The organism is Fodinibius saliphilus (assembly GCF_005869845.1).
Lineage (GTDB): Bacteria > Bacteroidota > Rhodothermia > Balneolales > Balneolaceae > Fodinibius > Fodinibius saliphilus.
On sequence record NZ_VAWF01000002.1, the window covers coordinates 412,212 to 435,490 of the forward strand.

Below are 23,279 nucleotides of genomic sequence, written 5' to 3' on the forward strand. Positions count from 1 at the left end.
TTCTAGCACATCATCAAGTCCGGATTGTTTAAAGATATCTCAAACGAGACCTTCAACTACTGTAAATATGAAAACGATATCACCACGATTTTAATACTCATCGATTAGTTCTTTTAAGGCTTGTAAGGCACGGGCACTAACTTTGTTGATTTCTGTAGCACCATTAATTGCTTGTTTAAGTATTTCATGGTTCTACATTTTCAAACTTATTCTCACAGAAATTATAATGAGCAATTTTAAGTATGCTTTATTTTTTATAGGTTGATCTTTTAACAAGAGAAAAATAAAAAAATAGGCTATGAACTGTCCAAATTGTGACAAGAGACCGGTAGGGGTACTTCCTTCTTTTCGATTTAATGGTGTTAATTTGAAAGAAAAAGCAGCTGGCTATTTTCGATGTAGGCACTGTGATACCCTTCTGAGACAACCAAAAGGAGAGGGGCCACTTCCAAAATACCAGGAGGGATTTTGGGTGCGCTATATACTGTCCACCATAGTGGTCTTCGGAGTCTTTCTGGGCTGGATTTTTTGGATGGACCGGTGGGATTTTGGGGACTGGACTAATATGAGCGTTTTTATAGTTTTGATAGGTGGATACTTATTATTGCTGGAAGAAGTGCGCACACATTATTGGGTGATCAAGGAAGCAGATAAGGGAGAGCACCTGAAAGAGTTTGCCAGGATGGGGGGTTTGGGTTGGTTCCTCCTAATTACTTTTTTAGTAGTGATGGTGGGAGGCCTTATAGCCATTGACTTGTATGTTGATATGTCGATACTGGGTCAGTGGCAACAGATTTTGGCACTTATATTTTATGTGGTCGCGATTATTGGGGGAGCGCTAGGCATTTTTAGTTATTTTTCAGACACCGAAGGGGAAGAAGGGGTCAGTGACGAACTCTCATCGAATTCTGTGGAAGGGTGAAAAAGTAGTTCTCTGTAGCTACAACCCCTGGCCACTGATGGAAGATTAGCTCCCAAAAATCTGTATGCTGAAAATGTTTTAAAAGGGGGCTAGGTGATTAATTGGTTTTTATATGGTGAGATAAATTTAGTGCTTTACCAATGCATATAAGCAGCTCGTGAATGAATGTTGAGTTAATAAATAATGAACGGAGCGCTAAATAGCCAGAGAATGGAGAAGAACTGGCGAGGGAATTCAGCCAGATGGCAGATTGATATTTTCCTATTTAGGGGCAGGGTGCCTTACTTTATATAATGATATTAAATTAGTGAGTTTATAAGTGGGTAAATATTATCAATCAACCAATCTGATGAAGTAAGCCACCAGTCTGATTCAGCAGCCCATATAAACCGACTAAGTTTTACAAGTAAAAATCCGAGTCCTATCCAATAGACTTTATGGATGCTTCCTCGTTTCCACCGATCATAGCCCATAGCAATAAATACGGGTGAAAGACTCATTAAAACTAAAACTAAGAAACCTTCAGGCATCCCAATTTCTCTTGCAATTCGAGCAACAGGAGCTTCCATAAGTGATGCCGTAGCCAATACCATAAAGCGTTTATGTATTGCAGGATTTTTGCGATATAAAATTGCAGCAGCAAGTAGAATAGCAAATGCCAACAGATCGCCGAGGGAGGCTATTAGTGGGACAGCATAATTTTGGGTCTGATGGTCTTCTCCAACACCGGGAGCAATAACAGCAAAGGTTACGATAAACCCAAGAATCAGAAGAAGGATCCCCCAAGGAATTCCGAAATAGCTTCCGATTTGTTGATGAAAATTGATGTTACCTTTGGAGGCTAGAACCGATTGACCAAGAAAAAGTACCAACCATGCACCAAAGACAACAACATGAACATGAATTAACCAATGGGCATCCAGTGTACCAAAAAAGAAAGGGCCAAAATAATTGTTCCAAAAACCAATAATCGCGATCACAATCATAAACAGGGCTAACCCAATATAAAAATAACTATCTATGATTGGTTTTGAATCGTTATCAACAATACTATCCACTTTTTGGGAAGTTTGATTACCCATAATCACCCCTCTATTTACTCTTGTCTTGATGACTCCTGTCTTTACAAATAAATATAATTAATAAAATGTTGTTAAAGGGAGGCAGAAAAGCAAATTAGGGGGGGCTTGGAACATCACGTATAAGCTGCAGGCGCAGAAATGTTGAATTATCAATTATCTAAAACTGATTTTTAAAGCCAAGCACAAACGATGGGCGGACGCGTTAATGCTGAGATTAGCTGTCGGACTTAATGATTATTTAGCATTTTACTCTTTATGAGTTCAAAATCATGCTTAGCTATTTCTAAAAATCCGTTTATTAATTTATATCCCCAATTATTGACGTCATCCACAAAGAGTAATTTTTCAAGAAGGGGGTGTATTTTTAATTCCCCACAATCCCAAAAATCTACGTCCCTTCGATAAGGTTTAAAATTAGTGTGCAACTGCTTTTGATATATTTCTCTCTATTTAACGAAACCAATTGCTGTAAACTTTTGATAAAAGATATTGGATCTAAGCTTCTGTTTGGAAGAATAAAAGATAATTCCATCACCAGTATTCATTTTTGCTAAGGGCCATTTCTTACCATGGCAAGCCTGACAAAACTCTCCTTCTTTTGCAGCTTGAACATGCTCTTTAGAAGCGACAATGATCCAATATTTCATGATGGAAAATTAAATTGAAATAGAATCAACTACTTTTGTCTGAATCGGGTCGAAGCTTTTCACAAGTTCTTCTGCTTCTTTCATATGAGAAATAGCAGCAGAATTGTACAACATTTTTTCAAAATGCTCTTGGCTTTCTCACTGGGCATAATTGACTACCCGTTCCCCATCCCCACTTTGATGAATGCTTGCTGAGATAAAACCGGGCAGATTGCTCATGGTCTCGTCGGTAGCTTCAATGAGTAGATCAACAAGTTCTTTTTGGTTGGCCGGATCGACATAAAAACCATTAATTAAGGTGAAGACATCTTCATTTTGATCAATGGTGATCATAGATATTAAATAAATTTCAAGCTATGTTATCAGCACACTGGTATTATAGTATCAGTGTGCTGATATTTCAATAATTAATTATGGTTGATCAACAGTTAGGATATGTGATTAAACGTGTGCAACAATTGTTGCGCACACGGATGGATGAAAAATTGGATGTTGTTGGAGTAACAACACCTCAATATGCCGCATTAAGTATTTTGGAAGAAGATCAAGGGCTGTCAAATGCTGAATTAGCACGTCGCTGTTTTTTAACGCCCCAAACGATGCACAAAATTATAGTTGGGCTGGAATCAAAAAGGATTGGTTGAAAGAAAATCAGATCCTTCTCATGGAAGGAAAATCAATACTCTTATAACTTCAGAAGGAAAGAAGTTACTCAAAAAGGCATACACGATAGTGCAAAATATCGAAGATGAAATGACAAGTCATTTAACGCAAAAAGAGATTAAACAAACCAGAAAAAATTTAGAAAAGTGCATTAAACCACTCGAGGATAGCTAACGAATTGGCGCATAATAGGCGTAACAGGATCCTGATAAAATACATATTTTGAATGTTGCTCCCCCAAAAGCAAAGGACGCAGTCCCGCGATGAGTTGTGTTTGACTTAATGCGGGGGGATGTGGATCGAGGTCTTTATTTAGTGCTGAAGACAAAATGACTCAAAAATAACTGTGCGAAAAGTGACTTTTCAACTTTTGCTTCATCGAGTGGATTGCCCCACCATAATCCTTCGCTGTTTGCCAGTAAAATGAAGGTTAGGTTTCGTTCAGGCACTTTCAGATAGAGGGCGGAAAATCCGGCTTTTTCATCCCATCCGTAATGCCAGATAAGTTTCTCGCCCTTGTAATCCTGCACGTACCAGCCAAATGCATAGGGAAGCTTGGTACCATCGGGAGCCTCTGCGGGCGTGAAGAGTTTTTCCATTAGCTGATCAGAGCCAAGCGTGCCGGTGTCGAGGGCAATATCATATTTGGCAAGATCATGGACCGTTGAGATGATACCCGCTCCACCGGCCAGATGGCGTTCCAGGTGCTTTTTCCTGGAGAATCCACCATCGCTATATTCAAATCCTTGTGCCATATCAAAAAATACGAGTGCCTTTTCGCGCTGCCACATGCTGGACATCGTTCGATCCATGTCTGCAGGTCCCAGAATATTCTCCTGAATAAATCGTGCCATGGTGTTTTGGCGCCCTTCAGCAGCTGCGATCGGATTTCCGTACACATATTCAATGTAGCGGGAAAGCCGGGAATACATAATGGGATTGTATAAAAACTGGGTTCCCGGTTCTCCATTGACGGTGTGGTTGAGGACGTTCCAGATAGTGATCGCCGTATCACAGTGGAGATTCTCGCCAAAAATAATGTTGGAATTTGAAAGCCGCCCGCAAAAACTGTCCCAGCCAGGCATATCGTTAATCCTATTGTGTAGGTTAATTACGCTTTCTTCTTCAAGCTGAAGAAATAGTAGTCCCAGAAATGTTTTCGTGACTGATGCAATCCAGAATGGAGTGTCAGCCGTAACAGCTTTAAATGTTGCGCCATCACCGGTATCAAAATGAGAGCTGCCAAAGCCTGTTGACCATGCAATATCCTGATCTTTAACCACGGCAGCAGCAAGGCCCGGAATATGATTCGCCTTTCGCAAAGATAAGGTATCGCACAAATAGTATGGATTTAGTAATGGTTCTGTGGCTGTTACGAAGAGTTATAAATGAAGTTGCAGTTTATTCGGTGCCGGATTGGGACATCGGTTGGCTGGCCGGTTAAAGATCTGGGATGGTTCCCGATAAGTGTCGGGAGCAGCTTCTGCCCATTGGCGGAAGATAAGTTCCGACAGCCGTCGGAATGTGGATGCCGGCAGGTAATCCGAGCGTGATCAACGAACCCGGTCGCCAGCTACAGGTTATGGTTGTAGAATTTAAAAGATAAGTGATAAAACAACCTGGGTGAGGACTGTCTGCTTAACATTTTCCTTTTTACTCTAGTTTCTCTTTGAAAGAGGTCGCTTATAAACGATGTATTAGTTGATGGTTAAAAGCGTATCTTTCCAGTGCATTGACGGTTCAGGGACGAGGTCAGAACCATTCCTTTTTTGAGCGATAGGCTCAACCCTTTATTTGGTGGCTTCGTCCTTTCTGAATCCAGACTCAAATAGAAATTTAGCCCCGGGGCCAATAGAGTTAATGAGATACGGTTCGAATGAACCTCAACGCTTAACCCATAAGCATAACCGAGGAAGATATGGACTTCATGTATTTTATTGGTATCGATGTAAGTAAAGATTCCCTGCAATGGGACCTGGTAAGACTACAAGCCGAGGTTATGGACGAACGAGAACCCCCAAATGAGGCTTCTGAAGCCATAGTCTTGTCAGGGAGTGGATTCGAGTGCATAAGATAGCTCTTGCACATTGTTTGTTTTGCCTGGAACCGACCGGGCCTTATTCCCATCAAATAAAACAAACATTGTTGTCAAGGGAAGCGCACCTGTGGGAGGCCTCTCCGTTAAGTATTCATTTGAGTAAAGGACTGATTCGAGGAAAGTCTGATCCGTAAGATGCCCGCCAAATTGCCGTATATGTGCTGCGTTACCGAGATTAAGTGCGGTTGGTCGTCTCCGAAAGTACCAATATCGAGAGCTTACGTCACTTGTTAGGACTACGCCAATTGCTTGTAGATGATCGTAGCAAATACCGGCAACGATTGTGAGAGCTTTCGCTCAACTGGGATCCGCAAGTAGCTGTTGTGCTTCGAAAAAGTCATTCCCTTATTATTACTCAGATAGAGTAGCAAATTAGGAATATTGAAGCGAATATTGATCATCTGGTCGCCCAGAATCTGGAGCTAAACGATCAGTTCCAGTTGCTACAAAGTATTGAAGGCATCGGTCCGATCTTGGCCTTAACGCTTATGGTGGTTACCGTGGGGGATACTCGGTTAAAAAATCCTCGAAAACTAGTTTGTTATGCCGGAGTAGTTCCGTTTGAATACAGTTCCGGGCGCCAGGTATCTTCTCGACGGAAAATATCCCATCGGGCGAATAAAGCGTTAAAGAAGAAACTACATAATAAGTTAATCCACCGAATATACGCGGTCATAAAACGAGGAACGCCCTATGTGAAATATTAGAATAACTTGATTCTAACATAGAAATAAAGGGGTTAGCTGTAAATTAATTTTTGGTACGGTAATGTTAGATTAGATATTGGATAATTATTTAAACCGTTTGCCGATTTCGACGGAAAATGATCTCATTATAAATTACCACGCCCGTTGTAATTAACCCCGTTATCAGAATGGTTGAGGATATAAAATTCACGGCCAAAACTGCTGCCGCACCCAACAGAAAAGGAATAGCATGTCGCCAACCTGTTTTATGGGGTTTAATGTGAAATATCCAGAGCATGACCAGGAAAAAAGCCACCGGTACTGTTATAGCTGCTGAAGCAATTGGATCGCTTATGGCGGTGTGGGCAGTGGTGTGATCTATGTTAACAGCGATCCCTGCTCCAACTGCCGCAACGGATCCAAAAATAAAGTAGTGACCATATCCCCATAGAAATGCTATCTTCCTTGAGGTAAGGAATTGGTGAGCTGATTTGGAGAAATAGAGCCACCAGAATGAGAACAGTATTAACAATCCGCCGGCAATTATGGCAAGTAGGGTATAAAACTCTGCCCCTTGTTCACCAAGAGCAATTTGTACGGCGTTAGTAGCAGCGAGTACAGATTCACCTAATACAATGATGGTTAACAGACCGTAACGCTCTGCAATATGTTCAGGATGCCAGGGGGTCGGATCGGAATATTCAGCCCACGCTGGTACTGCCAGCTCAACTACTGCCATCAATAAAAAACCCCCAAATGGCCAGTAGTTAACTGCAAACATAATGCCCCAACCAATCATCGCTACACATATCCCAATGGCATAGCGTAAATTTGTTGTCTTTAGCGAAGGATCATGGAAGGCGGCTCTGATCCAAAGGCTTGCTAAAGCAACCCGCATTACGAGATAACCGATAAAGATGATGTTGAAATTCTGATTGACAAATCCCTGTTGGACACCGGCGGCCAAAATTAAAGCACCGGCAATTTGTATGAATGTAGCAATGCGAAAGGGGATATCATCATTGTCGTAAGCCGAAGCAAACCACGTAAAGTTCATCCAGGCCCACCAGATAGCAAAGAAAACCATCGAAAAACTAATAATTCCGGACACAACGTGATCTTCCGCTATGGCATGATGTAATTGAGCAGCAGCCTGTGCTATGGCTACGACAAAACAAAGATCAAAAAATAACTCTAAAAATGAGGCTTGTCGATGTTCTTCATTAGGATCTCTTGGCTTCATTAATTGAAACCAAGCAGTGCTGTCAGATTTATTTTGGGGTACTATACTGTTTATAAAAGATTGTCAATTGCTTGTTGTAGTTCTTTGTAATTCAATTCTCTGTAATACATCTCTTCATTGATAAAAAACGTTGGGGTCCCTTCAACATCGTGAGTTATTCCTTCTTTGAGTTGAGTAGCAACGAGATCACGGAACGTACGCTGCGTCAAATCACTCTTAAATTGATTAACATCAAGATCAAGTTGATTCGCAATCTCCTCAATTTTTAAGAGTCGGATTGTCATAGTTTACTGCCAAGAGTTTGAAGGACTATTTTCAGATAAACTTATTGACCCAATCATGTAGTGCCTCCAGGTATTTGCCCAGATATTTGCGTGTGGCTTCGTCCGTCAGATTTCCGTTGCCATCAAATTTTTCATGGGCGCGAAAAACAAGAATTTCCGGTTTTGGCATGCAATAAGAGTTGGAAGCTTCAAGCGCTTGTCGTAGTTGACTCTGACCGCGTGCTGAGCCCGTCATTCCTGGTGAAGCACCCAGAATCCCAACAGGCTTTTTATTTAACGGAGCATCTTTGGGAGTTCGAGAAGCCCAGTCGACTGCATTTTTAGTCACCGCCGGTACGCCATGATTATATTCGGGTGTTGCAATTAGGAGACCATCTGCCTGGCGAATAGCTTCTTTAAATGCTGCAACACGTTTGGGATCGCCTTTGGCTTCCACATCCGCATTGTAAAGTGGAATACCCTGGAGATCAAAAATCTCAATATCCATCGATTCGGGAGCAAGCTCCTTAGCTGCTCTCAAAACCGCTTTATTAAAAGATCCCTTGCGCAGACTACCTGCGAACGCCAGTATTTTTACGTCATTATTGATATCTGGATTTACCATCTGTCAATATTTGAAGATTACATTTATTTTTTCTAATGCTAAAATAAGCTCAGGCTGCTGTCAAATACTCTCATTTATCATAGAGGATATTCGCCATCATGCCACGAATTACCTGTATTTCTTCTTTGCTAATAGTATGTCCCATGTCTTTATAAATTTGTTTGTTAACATCAGCATTAAGTTGTTCAAACACCGCTTCGGTTTCATCTATTCGTTCGTTGGGTACATGAGGATCATTATCACTACAACCGATGAAAACAGGTGTCTTATCCAATGAGCCTGAGTAATGTTCTTGGTTAATCGTTGGACCAATCAGGCCGCCGCTTAACGCAACAACGCCACCCAGCTTTTGTGGGTGACGAGCAGTAAATTCAGTTGCCAGACAAGCACCCTGCGAAAAACCAAGCAAGATGATCTTCTCTTTGGAGATCCCTCCCTGATTAACATCTTCCAAAAGGTCATGCAAAAGTTGTAACCCGCTCGATATGCCCGGCTGATTCTTTTCCCTGGGTTTCAAGAAGGAATACGGATACCACCTGTGATGCTGTGCCTGCGGGGCAACATAATGAAAATCGGGCTGGGCGAACTCATCGGCCAGCGGAAACATACTTTTAGCTGTTGCACCACGGCCATGCACCATAATCATAACTGCTTCAGCTCGTGATAATGAAGCCCCATGTTCAAAGGTATTAGCTTCTTGATGCGGACCGTTAAACGGATTGTCAGGATCAACTCGGAATAACGCCATTGTTGTGAAAGAGTATCGATTTATGATTATACCGTAATCTCAGGCAGACGTTTTTCAATCATCTCGCGTCGGGATTCCAGCCATGGCGGAAGAATGAGTTTCTGGCCGAGTTTGTCGGCATCTTCATCCACAGCATAGCCGGGTCCGTCTGTTGCAATCTCGAATAATACCCCGCCAGGAGACCGAAAGTAGACCGAATGAAACCAGTGGCGGTCGATAATCTCCGAAGGTTGTAAGCCCATGTTGATGACCTTTTTCCTCATCTTTTTTTGCTCATCCTTGTCCTGAGCACGGAAGGCAACATGATGGATAATCCCCCGACCATTTGCAGATGGTTTATCTTCGCCCTCCTCAATGATAACTGAACCGCCGATAGGGGCATCAGTTGTGTATAGACGGGCGTTCTCACTCCTGTCCGTTTCCTCGAAACCAAATATATTTTTCAAGACATTTGCTGTTGGTTCGGTCTGTTTTAGGCGTAGCGTGGTACCCTTAAAACCACGGATACCATATTTTGCGGGCACAGTACTTTGATCCCAGCCGGGCAGTTTTTTGGCCTGCTCCTCAAAGACAAGCTCAAGTTGCAGACGATCCGGATCTTTGAACCCAATTGTTTGTTGTCCAAACCGGTCATAGGGGCCGTCAAAGTCAATGCCTTCCTCTCCAAAATGTTCGGCCCAGTAATGTATCGAGTCTCCAGGCACAGCGAATGCGACTTTTACGGCCTCCCCCAAACCCGGTTTACCCTGTCGTGCCATCGGCCAAGGGAAAAAGGTGAGACCGGATCCCGGTGAACCTTGTTTATTTCCATAAAAAAGGTGATAGGTGCCCGGATCATCCTGATTTACTGACTTTTTTACCATCCGCATGCCGAGCGATTTTACGTAGAAATAAACATTCCGTTGCGCATTGCCCGCCATGGCTGTAATGTGATGAATACCTTTGTGATGCTGTTCCATTGGTTTGATCTATTTTGATTTAATTAAATTGCTTGTATCCCATCCTGCTTTTTCAACACCTGCTTCCCATGAACTTCTCAGAAAGTTCAACACAGCCTGCTCCGGGTCATCAGCGTTTCTGACATCCTCGTACATCAATAATGCCATCGGGCTTCCACGTTGTTCGGTCCAGAAAGATTCGTCAGGCTCTAGTGGTGCACTGTCGAGATCTTCGGGAGCCGGAAAGGTGTAGGAATACAGTGCGGCATTCGGAATATTTTCATCACCGGCCCAGAACCCAAAACTTATTACTTCATGACTGTACGCCTCTTGGTCCACATGGCCAGCTTCTGGCATCGGCGGCGCCTCATCACCAGAGAATCGGGTTACCGCCAAGTCAAAGCTATGCCAGTATAATTGTACTGGACAAACCTTGCCCTTAAAATCACGGTTAAAAAGCTGGAAAAGACGAACCAGATGCGACAGGATTTTCCAGTACCGCTCCACATACTTTTTGTCGTATCGATTATGCTCCTTGTCTTCTGGAAAAGGAGTATCAAAAGGCTGATCATAAGGTTTTGCAAGAATATCTACATCAATATCTAACTGGTCGAAAATACCAAACAGCTTTTGATAAAATTCTGAAACTGATAGTCCATCGTAAAGTTCAAACTGTTCCTGCTCACCTTGGCTTGTCGTAACCGTCAGCTGGTGATCAATAAAGTCAAAATTAATTTCAAAATGATGATCTTTATAAGGTATGGTACTGGTTCCCAGACCTCGTGTATTTACGTAAAGGGGAACATGCCACCAGTGGTTTTGATGTGGTGTGAGTTCCATCCGGATTTTACCCACGATCTGTACATAAAGATGAAGCGTTTGCTTGGTCTCTTTCCATTCATCAAGCGGTAACGCCGGAAAAGGTTCCATTTCCATAATCTCAACCCTCACTGTTTAATTTTAATCTTGCTGTATCTCAGTCAGATGACAACTATAATAATGGTATTAATTTATTAGCTGACTTGCATTGATGTATGGTAAGAATTACAGTGATCACAAAAGCACTTTAGTCTGCTCCTGTGACAGTTACTTATTTGATAGTTCTTTTCTTACCCTACTTAAACTCTCTGGTGTAATCCCTAAAAAAGAAGCGATCATCCATTGGGGAACTCGGAGCGTTAAATCCGAATATTTATTGAGAAAATTTAAATATCTATCCTTCGCGTTTTTCCCAATTAAACGGTCTATCCTATTTTGTAAGTGGCGTATATGATTTTGAAGAATCCGTTCATTATGCTTTCTAAATTGAGGACTTATCTCAGAAGCTATGTTAATGAATTCTTCATCCAATACAGCTACCTTGGTTGGCTCAATCGCATCAATATAAAATTCGGAAGGCTCATCAAAGTAAAAACTTGCCCTGTCAACAACCAGCCACTTTTCAGGGGCAAATTCCAGGATATTTTCTTTGCCCTTTCTATCGACAGAGTAAAAGCGCAAGAGTCCTTTTTCTACATAAAAGAACTGTTTACATACCTGTCCTTTCTGTAACAGTATTTCATTTTCTTCAACAAATTTCGTGTTTATTCTTTGCTGAAGCTGTTCCAACTGTTTTTCCGTTATTCCCGCGCTTTCTTTAAGATATCTTGTAAACTCGTAACTCATTAATTATTTCTTAAAGTTATAATGATTTGACAATTGAAGCATTTGTAATATTTCAAGAACCTAATGTTCACTTTATGGCTAACGACATGGCGCATAACCGGCAGGCGCCGGAGTGGTGAAGTTGTTTTAAAACGAAAGATTAACTAATAAACCGAAGGGAGGCAAGGAAGGGCGAGGCCTGTCCGAGTTAATGCACAGGATCTTTCCAAAAAGGAAGTCCTCATTTAGATTAGAGATGTTCAACCCTAACTAATCCAAGGAGGACCCCATGATTCACGTAGGAATCGATTTACATACTAATAATATGGTAAATGTCGCAATTACAGCAATGGCGAAGTAATTCGAGAGGCCAAACTGCCGACGTCTCGGCGATCACTGGAGGATTTTTTTGGTTCAATGGAGGGCCCTGTGAAAGCCGTTGTCGAATGCACGAGCAATTGGTATTGGATGCCGGCAGGTAATCCGAGCATGATCACCGAAACCGGTTGCCAGTTACAGGTTGGAAAAATTAGGATTTATGAAATATCCGATAAAAGCATGCTGGGTGAGGACTATCTACTTGATATTTTCCTTTTTGAAGGGGTTATAGGGCTACAATTGGTTAACAGCAATTCTGATCTTGTTGAACAGGTGGGCAAGCTTTTGAGCCAAAACTACAAAATACACAGCAATCATCTTCTTTCGGTTTCAAAGTGGTATTACAGTTTTCACATTCATAGAAGTATTGGCAAGCTCCGGTGGGCATTTCTTCTTCTTTTTGATGTCCACACTCAGGACAAGTGATTACTGATTTCGTAGCTATTTCCATTTTATGAATTGACTAAATCTTGTGCTAAAATTTTATGATTTCTTTGCTGTTTATTTTACCCAAATAAATGGGTAGCTCTATAACCTATGATTATCGCAACTAGGCGATTGTATAATAATGTTATTATTCAACGATCGTAAGTTGTATAAAAGGCTGCTAAGGGCAAAATCGAATATTATAGGGGAATGTAATGGTGCAGCTATGTGCTATAACATGTTGACATAACATGACGGCCTGACCATGATGCAACTTATTTAAAATGGACGTTTTTTGTCGTGAAATTTACCATTATGGGAAATCGTTGAATTAGCGGAAATTAGTAGCTGTAACAGCATAAAATAGAACCCCCACAGATTTAGCTATTTGATTAAGTAGATATTCTACTCCCACCACAGTTCTATTCCGTTAATTTCAATGGCGGGGGAGGCATTTTTCTTACAGGAATGGAAAAAAATTCCAGCAAAGGGGCTAAGAGCCGCTGAGAATAGAATGAATGCGTTTTATAAGCATGCTTTAAGAAGGTTGGCACAATAATTTCATGCTATAATATCTCTGGTTAGTGATCTAAGATTTAATTTAAGAAGGCATTGACCAGAGTCGATAATAAGTATAGGCAGTTAAAGTAAAATACTTGTGCTCACAAAAAGATTGGAGGTTCATGTGAGCGGCAGTAACGGCTTCGGGGAACGCGGTTCCTTAACTAGCCGGTAGAAAAAGAAAAAGCCCCTAACTCAAAAGAGCTAGAGGCTTTAAAAGAGCGATCCGGACGAGATTCGAACTCGCGACCTCCTGCGTGACAGGCAGGCGTTCTAACCAGCTGAACTACCGGACCAAACGAGAGCCCAAATATAAGAACCTTAAGCACCATATGTCAAGTAATATTTGACCTTTTTTGAAATTTTGGTCGACTACAGTAATATGGTTACAATGAAAGCTCAATTTAAAGAAATGGTATTATGTATCAGCCCAAATTTGTAGAAGTTTCCCATGATATAAGTGTTGAGGTAAAACCGGTATATTTAGAAGAAGAATCTAATCCTATAGCGCATAAGCACGTCTTTGCGTACTTTATCAAGATAAAAAATATGGGTGATGAACCGGTACAGCTTGTGAGTAGATACTGGGAAATTGAAGATTCACAAGGTAAAGACCATGAGATTACTGGTGACGGGGTTATTGGGGTACAACCGATCATTCAGCCTAATGATTCTCACAGTTATAATAGTTTCTGTGTGCTAAAATCTTTTGAAGGAAGTATGCAGGGACATTACACCATGAAGCGAGAAGATGGTGAAACGATTGAAGTGCGTATTCCAAAGTTTTTATTAGTTTCTCATTTGTTGAACTAAAAAAAAGAGAGCCGCAAGTATCAGTTGCGGCCCTCTGTCGGGATGGTGATGGGATGTATTTAGGGATACATCACATTATTGATTCAAAGCCTTTTCTATCGCATTTGTAAGTTTCTTGCTTTGAGGTTCAACATCGCTTCTGAATCGGTGTAATAAGGTTCCTTCTTTACTGATTAAAAACTTTTCAAAGTTCCATTTGATTTCACCGGTAAAGTCTGGGTTCTCTGCGGAGGTTAGGTGATCAAATAATGGGTGCTGATCGTTACCTTTTACCGATACTTTAGAAAACATCGGGAAACTTACCCCATAGTTCACCTTACAAAACTTTTTAATCTGCTTATCCGTTCCGGGTTCCTGTCCGCCAAAATTATTTGCAGGAAATCCTAATACATTAAAGCCTTTCTTACTATATTTTTCATGTAATTTTTGGAGCCCTTCATATTGAGGGGTATAACCACATTCCGATGCGGTATTAACGACAAGGAGAACCTCTCCCTTAAATTCGTTTAAAGATGTTTCTTTTCCATTAATGTTTGTAGGTTTGAAGTCATAAATATTGTCTACTGTAACATGTGTTGTTAAAGACATCGCTGAAATTATTAATAAGTAGAAGAATGTTTTCATTTATAGAGAACTGTCTTAAAAGTTTACATATATGAAATGTGATAATACGCTTAAGCATTCCAGTAAATTAAAGTTATTTTTACGCTTTTTACCAACAATTATTGCTGTAATATTATTGTCGGTAATGGTGCCCGCAGAAAGTATGGGACAAATGTTTTCAGTAGGTGAAAAGGAGCCCCAATTCAATTCCCCCAACACAAATTTCTTTTTAGGGGTAGAAGCAATGGATGTGAGTTATCAGGGGCTGCGTTCTATTGATAATAGTGCTGGTCAGTTTGAGTTTGCAGGGCCGATTATTAAAGTGGGGTATAGAAATCAATTTGTGAATCTACACTTGAGCACGGGGGGCCCGGTATCGGGAATTGAATATGTCGGTTATTTCGAGGTAGGGGGGGCGTTAAATGTGCTCATAGATCTATATCAGTCAGAAACTATTTCTTTATTTTTACCCATCCATATTTCATCACGCTTGGTAAATATGACTAACAGCAAGAACTTTTATCCTCGCTTTAATAATTTCCGATTTGGGAATTTATCCGGGGGGCTGGGGCCTAAAGTATTGATCCGCCCGGCAGAGAAGATCCGTATTGATGTGAGAGGTATTCCAACCTATGGTTTCGCCTTTGCTTCAAGGGGGTCGCAAGGGGGCTCTTTTGGATCTGTTGATCTACAAGGCCGCCTTTATTTTGATCGCTTGTTTGGAGATGTTGGTTTGAGTGTGGGGTATCAGTATGACTTGAGAAACTATGATATTGATGAAGATGTATATGATTATAAAATAAAAGGTCATATTTTTGAGCTAGGTATCACTTTTTAGAAAAGGTCTTATGAAAACAGAAAATTTACTTTTAGAACTTGAAGAACTGGTAAAACAGGCCGGCTATACCATTCGTAAAGAAAAAGGTACCTTTAGGGGTGACTCCTGTGTAATGGAAGGAGAGATGTTAGTGGTATTAAATAAGAAGAAACCTCCTCAGCAACAGGTAGGTCTGTTGGCACGTGTTCTTAAAGATAAAAATCTGCAGGACATTTATATCAAACCAGTAGTGCGTAAACAACTGGAAGAGCTGTGGGAACGGTTTGAGGAGTTTAAAGACAGTGAAATCGAGGAACTGGATATCGAGCTGTAATAATGGAATTTACTTTTTTGGGTACGGGAACATCAATGGGGGTACCTATTGCCGGTGGATTTGGCAAGGAGCAGCTTGATGGGGATCCCCGAAATATAAGGTGGCGTTGTTCGGCATGGGTAGAAACCCCCAAAGCCTCTATCGTTATTGATACCGGTCCGGAGTTTCGGTTGCAAACTATAAGGTCGGGTTTGTCACAAGTAGATTTGGTTCTGATCACCCATGAGCATATGGACCATATTGCCGGTTTGGATGACCTGCGTCCCTTTTGCTATAAGCAAGAACAAAAAATCCCGGTTTACAGTAGTGCTTCCTGTTTAAAAGCTATTCGCAGCCGATTTGACTATATGTTTGGTCCTGACAGGTACCCGGGGGCAACTGATATTGAACTGAAGGAAATTAAAGCGCCCATTTCATTTCGTGACGTCAATATTACGCCCTTGCCGGCCATTCATGGAAACGTTAATGTACTGGGCTACCGGCTTAATGATATTTCTTACCTGACCGATGTGAAAGAGATTCCCGAAGAAACGAAAAGCCTGGTCCGGGGCTCAGAGGTAATGGTACTTAGCGGATTACGCTGGAAGCCAGAGCACCCTACCCATATGACTATTCCCGAAGCGGTGGCGATGGCAAATAAACTGGAGATTCCACAAACCTATCTTATTCATATGAATTCTTATGTGAATCACCAGGAGACAAATAAACGATTGCCGGATCATGTAAAGCTGGCCTATGATCAGCTCACAATAGAGATATAGGATTTAATAAAGCTACAGATAGATAGAAAAGCCCCGTAAGACCGTTTCTACTGCTTCTGTATGGCTGGGATCCTATATTCTGCCGTTAAACAAACTTCTTGAGATGGTCCTTTTCACGCATGTAATTAACAACATCTTTAATTCCTTGGGAGTCGTCAAGATTGCACACCATAATTGCAGTATCAGTTTCTACTACCGCAAGATTCTCAACTCCAATAAGGGCAATCATTTTGCCGCTGGAACTTTGGATGAAATTGTTTTTAGCGTGTGCTAATGTCGCATGCTCACTTTCGATAACATTTCCGTCTTTGTCTTTAGGACGAAGGTCATAGACCGCTCGCCAGCTTCCCACATCATTCCAGCCAAATGAGCCGGGTACTACAAATACGGAATCAGATTGTTCCATAATCCCGTAATCAATAGAGATAGAGGGACATGCGTGGTAAAACGCATCAATGGAATCTTTTTGCTTTTTTTCATTTAAAGAAGATTGAAGCTTGTTAATCTCTTCGGCGATATCAGGGAGGTGTTGTGCAAATTCATTAAGAATAGTATTAGCCTGCCAAACAAACATACCGCTATTCCATAAGAAGTTTCCTGCATTGATAAACGTTTCAGCAGTTTCTCGGTCTGGCTTCTCTCGAAACTGCTTTACCCGCTTTACGTTATGGTTTTTGAAAGTATCAGAGTGTTGCTCATCAAACTCAATATACCCATAACCGGTTTCAGGTCTGTCTGGTTTAATACCGATAGTAACTAATGAATTATCGCTGGAAGCTTTGGATTCGGCAGATTCCAGGATAGATAAAAAGGTCTCAGTATCACTGATAAGGTGATCGGCAGGCAGTACAACCATTGTAGCGTCTGGGTCACGATCATGAATCAAAGTTGCTGCTGCAGCAACACATGGAGCAGTATTTCTGCCTACTGGTTCCCCCACAATATTTTGGGTGGGGACGTTGGGTAACTGCTCTTGTACCAGGTCTACATACTTATCATTTGTTATAATCCAGACCCGTTCTGCCGGTACCAATGATTCAATACGATCTACCGTAGATTGCAACATCGTACGGTCGCCGAAAATATTTAAAAACTGTTTAGGATGGTCTTCAGTACTTCGAGGCCAAAAGCGGGTGCCGGAACCTCCGGCCATTACAACAGCATGGAGCATGTCTCTTCGATTTTTTAAAGTGATTTTTGACATCCAAAAGTAGGGATAATTTGGACAAGAAAGAAAAGCGAACACTCGATAATTAGCCTCAAGTTATAGGCGAAGTACGATCGAGATAGTCATGACAGATTACATCAACAAGTTTTTGTGCAGAATTAGCATAGCTGGTATTGGGATAGTATTCTATAATCTTTTCTGCCATATAAATAGCCGCAATATACTGTTCTTCTTCGGCAAGAGAATGTGCCAGCTTAAGGGTGGCATCGTCTCTGTTTGCCGCAGCTGCAGTAACTAGACCGGTAACTAAAAATATGGTTTCACTATTCACATCTTTCATTATAATACTATTCTGGGGGAGTAGCTTCAGCAGGGGGCGTATCTACTTTTGTGAGCGTAAAACTAAAAGTAGAACCTACATTTGGCGTGCTTTCGATGAAAAATTCTTCTCCATGTGCCTCCATAATATGTTTAACAATAGCCAGTCCCAAACCGGTTCCTCCTTTTTCACGAGAGCGAGATTTGTCAACCCTAAAGAATCGTTCGGTGACCCTGTCAATATATTGTTGATTTATACCAATACCCGTGTCTTCTACATATATCAATACACGACTGTTGTCTTGTGAATAAGGTTTAACTCCAACAGTTACACTACCCTTAGGTTTATTATATTTAATAGCATTTTCCACCAGGTTTATCAGTACCTGCTTAATTTGATTATGATCGGCAGAAACTAATACGTTTTGGGGAATATCTTCTGCGGTAAGCGAGATTTCTTCCTTGTCTGCTTTGTATTGTAAGCTTTCAACAACATCACGAATAACATCGCCAATGCAGATATCCTGAATCTCCGACTTTAATTCTCCGGTCTCTAACTTTGATATTTCCATGAGATCTTTAGTGAGAAAAGTAAGTCGATTCACATTTCGCATGGCTTTTTTAAGAAACTTTCTGTTTACGTTGTCATCTTCAATAGCCCCGTTCAACAGTGTTTCAATAAAGCCTTGTATTGCAAAAATGGGTGTTTTTAATTCATGTGAGATATCCCCAATAAATTCTTTCCGATAGTTTTCTATTCTATTGAGTCGTTGTATTTCACGTTCTACTGTTTTACTAGCCCTAATGGACTGTTTTATAAGATAGTCAAGTTCATCGTGTCCGCCCGTTCTGAGATCTTCATAATCCCGAAACCGCTTGCGGGCGATATTTCTGTTAATTTCGTTTAGCGTTTCTAAACGTGAAGACTGAAGGTTGTAAATGATTAAATAAGTGGTGATACAGGCTATGATAGCCAGTAAAGTGCCTGAAGCCAATGCGTTTTTCCAATCAAGGTTTAAAAAAGTTAAGCATCCAATGGCAGTGAGAGTACCCAGAATCAGAGCCGAAAATAGTGCGCTCCGAAAGGCGAGGCGAGAGGATTTTTTAAATGGATTCCTTTTCATTCTTTAAAACGATATCCTACACCTTTTACGGTTTCAATATATTTTTTGCCGATCTTCTCTCGTATTTTACGAATATGCACATCTACTGTGCGATCCACAACATATACATTGTTACCCCAAACATGATTAAGCAAGGTCTGCCGGTCCATAACTTTGCCTTTTCGACTGGCCAGATAATAGAGCAATTCAAACTCTTTACGGGGGAGCTGGTATTCGTCATCTCCCTGGCTAACAATATATCGGTCTTTGTCGATAACAATATCATGGACCTCAATTTTATCCGTCATCGTTTCGGTTTTTTCGAAACGCCGTAATACTGCCTTAATACGAGAGATCAGTTTTGTTGTGCTTATCGGTTTGGTAATATAGTCATCCCCGCCTTTATCCAAGCCTTCAACTTCGGTTTTTTCGTCGCCCCGAGCAGTAAGAAAGATAATGGGGATATGGCTTACTTCCTTATCTTCTCGAATTTTTTCTACTACTTCGAGTCCATCCATTTTAGGCATCATGATATCGAGTAGCATAAGGTCGGGGTTATGCTCCCGGGCCATTTCTATTCCTTCGAGCCCATTTTCTGCTTTTAGTACATTGAAGCCCTCTTTTTGTAAATTATATTCTATTAGGTCCAGCAGGTCTTGTTCATCGTCAACAACAAGGATGGTTTGTTTGTCAGGCACGGGCAAAGAGTTTATTAAAGTATTTAGTTGAAGTAACGCAAGTATTACGTTACTTATATATTCCTAATAGTACGAAGCCCCGTCCTCAAATTAAACCTCAACCCTGTTAAATAATTGTTATCTATCCAGTTGGGAGAGGGCTTTTTTGACTAATTTCTGAACGTCTCCATCAATAGATTCGCCTTTTGCTGCCAGTTCTATAGACTCTTCGGCATCCCGTTTTTTAAACCCTAATGATTGAAGCGCCGAGATTGCTTCTTCTTTGACGTTTCCTGATATATTGGTTCCGCTGCCTGGCTGATAGGTGGCATCCACCATTTCTGACATTTTATCTTTGAGTTCCAATATCATGCGTTCGGCCGTTTTTTTGCCGATTCCTTTAATTTTGGATAACGCCGATTTGTCTTTTTGGACAATGGCCCCCGTGATTTCTTGGGCCGGGAGACCGGAAAGGATCGTGAGCCCCAGTTTGGGCCCCACGCCTTTTACCGTAATTAAGAGTTCAAAAAGATCTTTTTCATTCTGATCTAAAAATCCAAAAAGCCGTTGATCATTATCGGTAATATGATGATAGACCAGTAGTTCGACCTCTTCTCCTTCCGAGGGTAGTTTTTCCAAGGTTTGAGATGAAATTTCGAGGGCATATCCTACATCACGGACATCAACGATTAATTGTTCTTCTGCTTTAGCGTGGATAGAACCTTTGAGGTATGCAATCATAAATAATGTTAAAGTGTATCTTCTAAGAACTTATTCGATCGGGATTATTAGCAACAAAGCTTTCCCAGCTGGATTTACTGTTATTCTGATGTCGTTTTTTGTCGGAATTTTGAGTTTGTCCCGGAATGCTATTTTGTTTCATCAGATGACACCAGGCAACGGCAAGGGCATCAGTGGCATCTTTCGAAAGCTTTTCATCGGGCAGGCTAACCATTTTGCGAAGCATAAAAGCGACCTGTTTCTTGCTGGCATTACCATTGCCGGTAATCGATTTTTTAACTTGTTTCGGATAATATTCTGTTACGGAGATGTCACTGTTGGTAATAGCCAGCATCGCTGCCGCCTGGGCCCGCCCCAACTTAAGCATTGCCAGGGGATCTACTCCATATATGGGAGTTTCAACAGCACATGAAGTTGGTTCAAATGAGGAGATTATCTTTGAAACTTCTTCAAAAATAAATTGTAAACGATCGGCATGGTCATCCATATGTGCCATTTTTAACACATCGCAGCGTAGAGAAAGTAGTTTGCCATTTTGTTCTGTTAGGATAGCGTAGCCGGTATTTCTGGAGCCCGGGTCTATACCTAGGATGAGATCTGACATAAAAAAAGGTCGAATGCTAATTTTTTTTAATATAACGCATTCATACCATCATTACATCCCCAAAATAAAAAACCCCAGCGAGTTACCAATCGCTGGGGTTACTAATAGGTAGGGTTACCTATGCTTAGAAAGTTACTTTGTAAAAGGTCTCAGTGTACGTTGTTTGCTCAAATAAGTTACAATTTCGTTATGACCAAACTTTGAAGCTAATGTTAATGCTGTATTACCATCATTGCTTTTATGGGTTGTATCAGCACCTCTGGCAACAAGTTTTTGTACTACATGCAGCTGACCTGACTTACTTGCTACCATTAACGCAGTAAATCCCTCTTTATTATATTTATTTACGTCTGGATTGTGTGATAAAATAATATTTAAAATTCGGGGGTTCCCTATTTGGGCTGCAACCATTAAAGGGGTATTCCCATGTTTATCTACTGTATCGATATCCGTACCGTCTGATAACAGTACATTGATGCTTATATAATCAATACTGCGTATTGCAGTAAAGATATTGTCCTTGATTACTTTTGGAGTGGGATTAGCTTCGATACTAGAAAATGCCATTGCAGACATAATAAGAATCAGAATTAATCCTTTGATTGATTTCATAGTTTTTTGAAAATTTTGAGTTTTAATTCGGAGTTGCTTTCTCCTTTTTCAATGCACTTAAAAATACGGAGGTCCTGAAGAAAAGTTTTGCATATTCGATGCTGAAATGAGAAATAGAAAGGTTTAGCAGGAAAGTCAGTAACTCCTAATTAATTAAGGCAGCGGAGGGGGCGGGGTTAATTCTTAATTCAAGAATAAGAACTGTCTTGAAATGCGTAAATACGGGGTTGTATGTTTAATATGAAGATATTGTAAAGAAGGGCTTGTACTGTGCGCGAAGATATAATGTGCAATCAAATTATATAAAAAACGATAACCGGAACCCCATCAAAGGTATTGGTATGACTCCGGGTAAATTATTCCCGGAGCCTAATCGATTGCTTCTACATAAATCAGTTAGTCATATGTTTTAAAAGTCTCTATTCGAGAGAAGTAACTTTGTGCCGCCTCTTTGACTTTGGGCGCAAGCAACACAGCAGAAACCATTGTCGGGATGGCCATAAGAGCAAACATTCCGTCAATAAGATCAATAACAGCCCCAATGGAGGCGATAGCTCCAAAGATGATTGACCCTACGTAGAAATAGTTGTACAGGTGCTGGTATTCGGCACCGACTAAATACCCGAGACATTTAGTACCGTAATATGAATATGTGAGCATTGAACTTATGGCAAAGAATACCACACATATAACTAGCAGGTATGTGCCTACGGTAGGGAGTGCTTCGTTAAAGGCATTAAGGGTTAGGGTAACACCATTTGCTTCGGTAGATTTCCAAACTCCGGTTACTAAAATAGCCAGTGCAGTCATAGTACAAGTGATGATAGTATCGATAGCTGGTCCCAGCATAGCTACTAATCCTTCGCGGACAGGCTCCTTTGTTTTGGCGGCTCCGTGTGCCAGTGCTTCGGTACCAAGACCTGCTTCGTTAGAAAAGACTCCTCGTTGAATTCCGATTACAATAAGAGAACCTACGGCACCGCCCATCACAGATTTTCCGGTAAAGGCATCGGTAACAATAAGGCTTAGATAGTAAGGGATTTCTTCAATATGAATGGCAAGAATGGTAAGTACACATCCCACGTAGATAACGACCATTGCAGGGACAAGGCGTGAGGTTACTTTCCCAATTCGGGTAATACCGCCGAATACGACAATGGAAACGATTACTACCAATACTAAACCCGTAATTAAATCGCCTCCCATATGAGCGTTAGCAGTAACCCATCCTTGGGGGATATATATAGTGTCACGTAAAATCTGTGTGAGCTGATTGGCCTGGAAAATGGGAAGAGGCCCAAACAGTCCTGCAATGGCAAATAAGCCCGCAAGTGGTTTAAATAATACTTTCCATCCGTCGCCCCACTTTTTGGTAAGGCCTTCCCGAATAACGTACATTGGCCCACCTTGAATTTTTCCGGCTGAATCTTCGCCACGATACATAATGGAAAGGGTACAGGTAAAGAATTTAGTGGCCATCCCAACAAAGGCACTAACCCACATCCAGAAAAGGGCGCCGGGACCACCCATAAAGATGGCAACAGCAACTCCACTGATATTTCCCATTCCTACGGTAGCAGCAAGGGCACTTGACAGGGCTTCAAAGTGGGAAATATCCCCAGGGTCTTCCGGATTATCATATTTCCCACGGAGTATGTTTAGGGCATGTTTAAAATATTTGAAAGGGGCAAAGCGGGAATAGAGTAGGAAAAAGAGCCCGCCACCTACCAGTAGGTATACCAACGGCATTCCCCACATAAAGCTAGAGAAATCAGAAAGAAATTGTTCAAGAAGTTTCAGAACA

Annotated in this window: 29 protein-coding genes and 1 tRNA gene; 8 read left to right on the forward strand and 22 right to left on the reverse strand. The window is 41.2% G+C overall.

Going from position 1 to position 23,279, the window contains the following annotated elements; all coding sequences use genetic code 11:
- Window positions 1–298: 298 nt before the first annotated feature.
- Window positions 299–922 (forward strand): hypothetical protein, encoded by a 624-nt coding sequence (locus tag FCN14_RS09865; protein ID WP_138431115.1) that lies wholly within the window; start codon window positions 299–301, stop codon window positions 920–922.
- 299 nt (window positions 923–1,221) lie between these two features.
- On the opposite strand, the gene FCN14_RS09870 is transcribed toward FCN14_RS09865, so the two are convergent.
- The 3 genes from FCN14_RS09870 to FCN14_RS09880 form a co-directional block, all read right to left on the reverse strand.
- On the reverse strand, window positions 1,222–1,980 hold the full coding sequence (locus FCN14_RS09870) for a hypothetical protein (RefSeq protein ID WP_212747613.1): 759 nt from the start codon (window positions 1,978–1,980) through the stop codon (window positions 1,222–1,224).
- 470 nt (window positions 1,981–2,450) lie between these two features.
- Window positions 2,451–2,651 carry an EVE domain-containing protein gene (locus FCN14_RS15890; RefSeq protein ID WP_212747614.1) on the reverse strand — a complete coding sequence of 67 codons (201 nt, stop codon included), beginning with the start codon at window positions 2,649–2,651 and terminating at the stop codon, window positions 2,451–2,453.
- Window positions 2,652–2,789: 138 nt separating this feature from the next.
- Window positions 2,790–2,984 (reverse strand): antibiotic biosynthesis monooxygenase, encoded by a 195-nt coding sequence (locus FCN14_RS09880; protein ID WP_138431117.1) that lies wholly within the window; start codon window positions 2,982–2,984, stop codon window positions 2,790–2,792.
- An 80-nt stretch (window positions 2,985–3,064) separates the two neighbouring features.
- On the opposite strand from FCN14_RS09880, the gene FCN14_RS09885 reads away from it, so the two are divergent.
- Window positions 3,065–3,295, forward strand: coding sequence for a MarR family winged helix-turn-helix transcriptional regulator (locus tag FCN14_RS09885; protein WP_138431118.1), 231 nt, complete (start codon window positions 3,065–3,067; stop codon window positions 3,293–3,295).
- A 327-nt stretch (window positions 3,296–3,622) separates the two neighbouring features.
- Here FCN14_RS09885 and FCN14_RS09890 read toward each other — a convergent pair whose 3' ends face one another.
- A complete protein-coding gene (locus FCN14_RS09890; protein WP_138431119.1) occupies window positions 3,623–4,654 on the reverse strand; it encodes a serine hydrolase domain-containing protein in 1,032 nt (343 codons plus the stop codon).
- Between the two features lie 578 nt (window positions 4,655–5,232).
- Here FCN14_RS09890 and FCN14_RS15745 point away from each other — a divergent pair.
- Window positions 5,233–5,391, forward strand: coding sequence for a hypothetical protein (locus FCN14_RS15745; protein WP_171032881.1), 159 nt, complete (start codon window positions 5,233–5,235; stop codon window positions 5,389–5,391).
- 461 nt (window positions 5,392–5,852) lie between these two features.
- Window positions 5,853–6,119 carry a transposase gene (locus tag FCN14_RS09895; RefSeq protein WP_171032882.1) on the forward strand — a complete coding sequence of 89 codons (267 nt, stop codon included), beginning with the start codon at window positions 5,853–5,855 and terminating at the stop codon, window positions 6,117–6,119.
- Between the two features lie 88 nt (window positions 6,120–6,207).
- On the opposite strand, the gene FCN14_RS09900 is transcribed toward FCN14_RS09895, so the two are convergent.
- From FCN14_RS09900 to FCN14_RS09940, 9 genes are all read right to left on the reverse strand, one after another.
- Window positions 6,208–7,341 (reverse strand): low temperature requirement protein A, encoded by a 1,134-nt coding sequence (locus FCN14_RS09900; protein WP_138431121.1) that lies wholly within the window; start codon window positions 7,339–7,341, stop codon window positions 6,208–6,210.
- Between the two features lie 50 nt (window positions 7,342–7,391).
- Window positions 7,392–7,625, reverse strand: a complete 234-nt coding sequence (locus tag FCN14_RS09905; protein WP_138431122.1) for a DsbA family protein — start codon at window positions 7,623–7,625, stop codon at window positions 7,392–7,394.
- A 31-nt stretch (window positions 7,626–7,656) separates the two neighbouring features.
- Window positions 7,657–8,229, reverse strand: a complete 573-nt coding sequence (locus FCN14_RS09910) for an NADPH-dependent FMN reductase (protein ID WP_138431123.1) — start codon at window positions 8,227–8,229, stop codon at window positions 7,657–7,659.
- 70 nt (window positions 8,230–8,299) lie between these two features.
- A complete protein-coding gene (locus FCN14_RS09915; protein WP_138431124.1) occupies window positions 8,300–8,977 on the reverse strand; it encodes an alpha/beta hydrolase in 678 nt (225 codons plus the stop codon).
- Window positions 8,978–9,003: 26 nt separating this feature from the next.
- The gene (locus tag FCN14_RS09920) at window positions 9,004–9,936 is read right to left on the reverse strand and encodes a ring-cleaving dioxygenase (protein WP_138431125.1); all 933 of its coding nucleotides are present in this window, start codon (window positions 9,934–9,936) and stop codon (window positions 9,004–9,006) included.
- A gap of 9 nt (window positions 9,937–9,945) precedes the next feature.
- Window positions 9,946–10,851 carry a DUF5996 family protein gene (locus FCN14_RS09925; protein WP_138431126.1) on the reverse strand — a complete coding sequence of 302 codons (906 nt, stop codon included), beginning with the start codon at window positions 10,849–10,851 and terminating at the stop codon, window positions 9,946–9,948.
- 150 nt (window positions 10,852–11,001) lie between these two features.
- On the reverse strand, window positions 11,002–11,580 hold the full coding sequence (locus FCN14_RS09930; protein WP_138431127.1) for a Crp/Fnr family transcriptional regulator: 579 nt from the start codon (window positions 11,578–11,580) through the stop codon (window positions 11,002–11,004).
- Window positions 11,581–12,181: 601 nt separating this feature from the next.
- Window positions 12,182–12,388, reverse strand: a complete 207-nt coding sequence (locus tag FCN14_RS16015; protein ID WP_138431128.1) for a GDCCVxC domain-containing (seleno)protein — start codon at window positions 12,386–12,388, stop codon at window positions 12,182–12,184.
- Window positions 12,389–13,146: 758 nt separating this feature from the next.
- Window positions 13,147–13,220, reverse strand: a tRNA-Asp gene (locus FCN14_RS09940).
- 124 nt (window positions 13,221–13,344) lie between these two features.
- Between FCN14_RS09940 and apaG the strand changes: the two genes are divergently transcribed.
- The gene (gene apaG / locus FCN14_RS09945) at window positions 13,345–13,737 is read left to right on the forward strand and encodes a Co2+/Mg2+ efflux protein ApaG (protein ID WP_138431129.1); all 393 of its coding nucleotides are present in this window, start codon (window positions 13,345–13,347) and stop codon (window positions 13,735–13,737) included.
- Window positions 13,738–13,812: 75 nt separating this feature from the next.
- On the opposite strand, the gene FCN14_RS09950 is transcribed toward apaG, so the two are convergent.
- Window positions 13,813–14,325 carry a glutathione peroxidase gene (locus tag FCN14_RS09950; RefSeq protein ID WP_212747615.1) on the reverse strand — a complete coding sequence of 171 codons (513 nt, stop codon included), beginning with the start codon at window positions 14,323–14,325 and terminating at the stop codon, window positions 13,813–13,815.
- 67 nt (window positions 14,326–14,392) lie between these two features.
- Between FCN14_RS09950 and FCN14_RS09955 the strand changes: the two genes are divergently transcribed.
- The 3 genes from FCN14_RS09955 to FCN14_RS09965 are packed head-to-tail and all read left to right on the forward strand — an operon-like array spanning window position 14,393 to window position 16,252.
- Complete coding sequence (locus FCN14_RS09955) at window positions 14,393–15,178, forward strand: hypothetical protein (protein WP_138431131.1); 786 nt, start codon at window positions 14,393–14,395, stop codon at window positions 15,176–15,178.
- Between the two features lie 10 nt (window positions 15,179–15,188).
- Window positions 15,189–15,491: a hypothetical protein gene (locus FCN14_RS09960; protein ID WP_138431132.1), complete on the forward strand. Its 303-nt coding sequence runs from the start codon at window positions 15,189–15,191 to the stop codon at window positions 15,489–15,491.
- A gap of 2 nt (window positions 15,492–15,493) precedes the next feature.
- Window positions 15,494–16,252 (forward strand): MBL fold metallo-hydrolase, encoded by a 759-nt coding sequence (locus FCN14_RS09965; RefSeq protein ID WP_138431133.1) that lies wholly within the window; start codon window positions 15,494–15,496, stop codon window positions 16,250–16,252.
- An 85-nt stretch (window positions 16,253–16,337) separates the two neighbouring features.
- On the opposite strand, the gene FCN14_RS09970 is transcribed toward FCN14_RS09965, so the two are convergent.
- The 8 genes from FCN14_RS09970 to FCN14_RS10005 form a co-directional block, all read right to left on the reverse strand.
- The gene (locus FCN14_RS09970) at window positions 16,338–17,456 is read right to left on the reverse strand and encodes a mannose-1-phosphate guanylyltransferase (RefSeq protein WP_246043142.1); all 1,119 of its coding nucleotides are present in this window, start codon (window positions 17,454–17,456) and stop codon (window positions 16,338–16,340) included.
- 55 nt (window positions 17,457–17,511) lie between these two features.
- On the reverse strand, window positions 17,512–17,760 hold the full coding sequence (locus FCN14_RS09975) for a tetratricopeptide repeat protein (protein ID WP_138431134.1): 249 nt from the start codon (window positions 17,758–17,760) through the stop codon (window positions 17,512–17,514).
- A gap of 7 nt (window positions 17,761–17,767) precedes the next feature.
- Complete coding sequence (locus tag FCN14_RS09980; RefSeq protein ID WP_138431135.1) at window positions 17,768–18,862, reverse strand: sensor histidine kinase; 1,095 nt, start codon at window positions 18,860–18,862, stop codon at window positions 17,768–17,770.
- On the reverse strand, window positions 18,859–19,539 hold the full coding sequence (locus FCN14_RS09985; RefSeq protein ID WP_138431136.1) for a response regulator transcription factor: 681 nt from the start codon (window positions 19,537–19,539) through the stop codon (window positions 18,859–18,861). The genes FCN14_RS09980 and FCN14_RS09985 overlap by 4 nt, the downstream gene beginning before the upstream one ends.
- Before the next feature lie 117 nt (window positions 19,540–19,656).
- Window positions 19,657–20,259 (reverse strand): Holliday junction branch migration protein RuvA, encoded by a 603-nt coding sequence (gene ruvA / locus FCN14_RS09990; RefSeq protein WP_138431137.1) that lies wholly within the window; start codon window positions 20,257–20,259, stop codon window positions 19,657–19,659.
- Between the two features lie 22 nt (window positions 20,260–20,281).
- The gene (gene ruvC, locus FCN14_RS09995) at window positions 20,282–20,863 is read right to left on the reverse strand and encodes a crossover junction endodeoxyribonuclease RuvC (protein WP_138431138.1); all 582 of its coding nucleotides are present in this window, start codon (window positions 20,861–20,863) and stop codon (window positions 20,282–20,284) included.
- 132 nt (window positions 20,864–20,995) lie between these two features.
- A complete protein-coding gene (locus FCN14_RS10000) occupies window positions 20,996–21,475 on the reverse strand; it encodes an ankyrin repeat domain-containing protein (protein WP_138431139.1) in 480 nt (159 codons plus the stop codon).
- Window positions 21,476–21,871: 396 nt separating this feature from the next.
- Window positions 21,872–23,275 (reverse strand): alanine/glycine:cation symporter family protein, encoded by a 1,404-nt coding sequence (locus FCN14_RS10005; RefSeq protein WP_491523253.1) that lies wholly within the window; start codon window positions 23,273–23,275, stop codon window positions 21,872–21,874.
- Window positions 23,276–23,279: the final 4 nt, after the last annotated feature.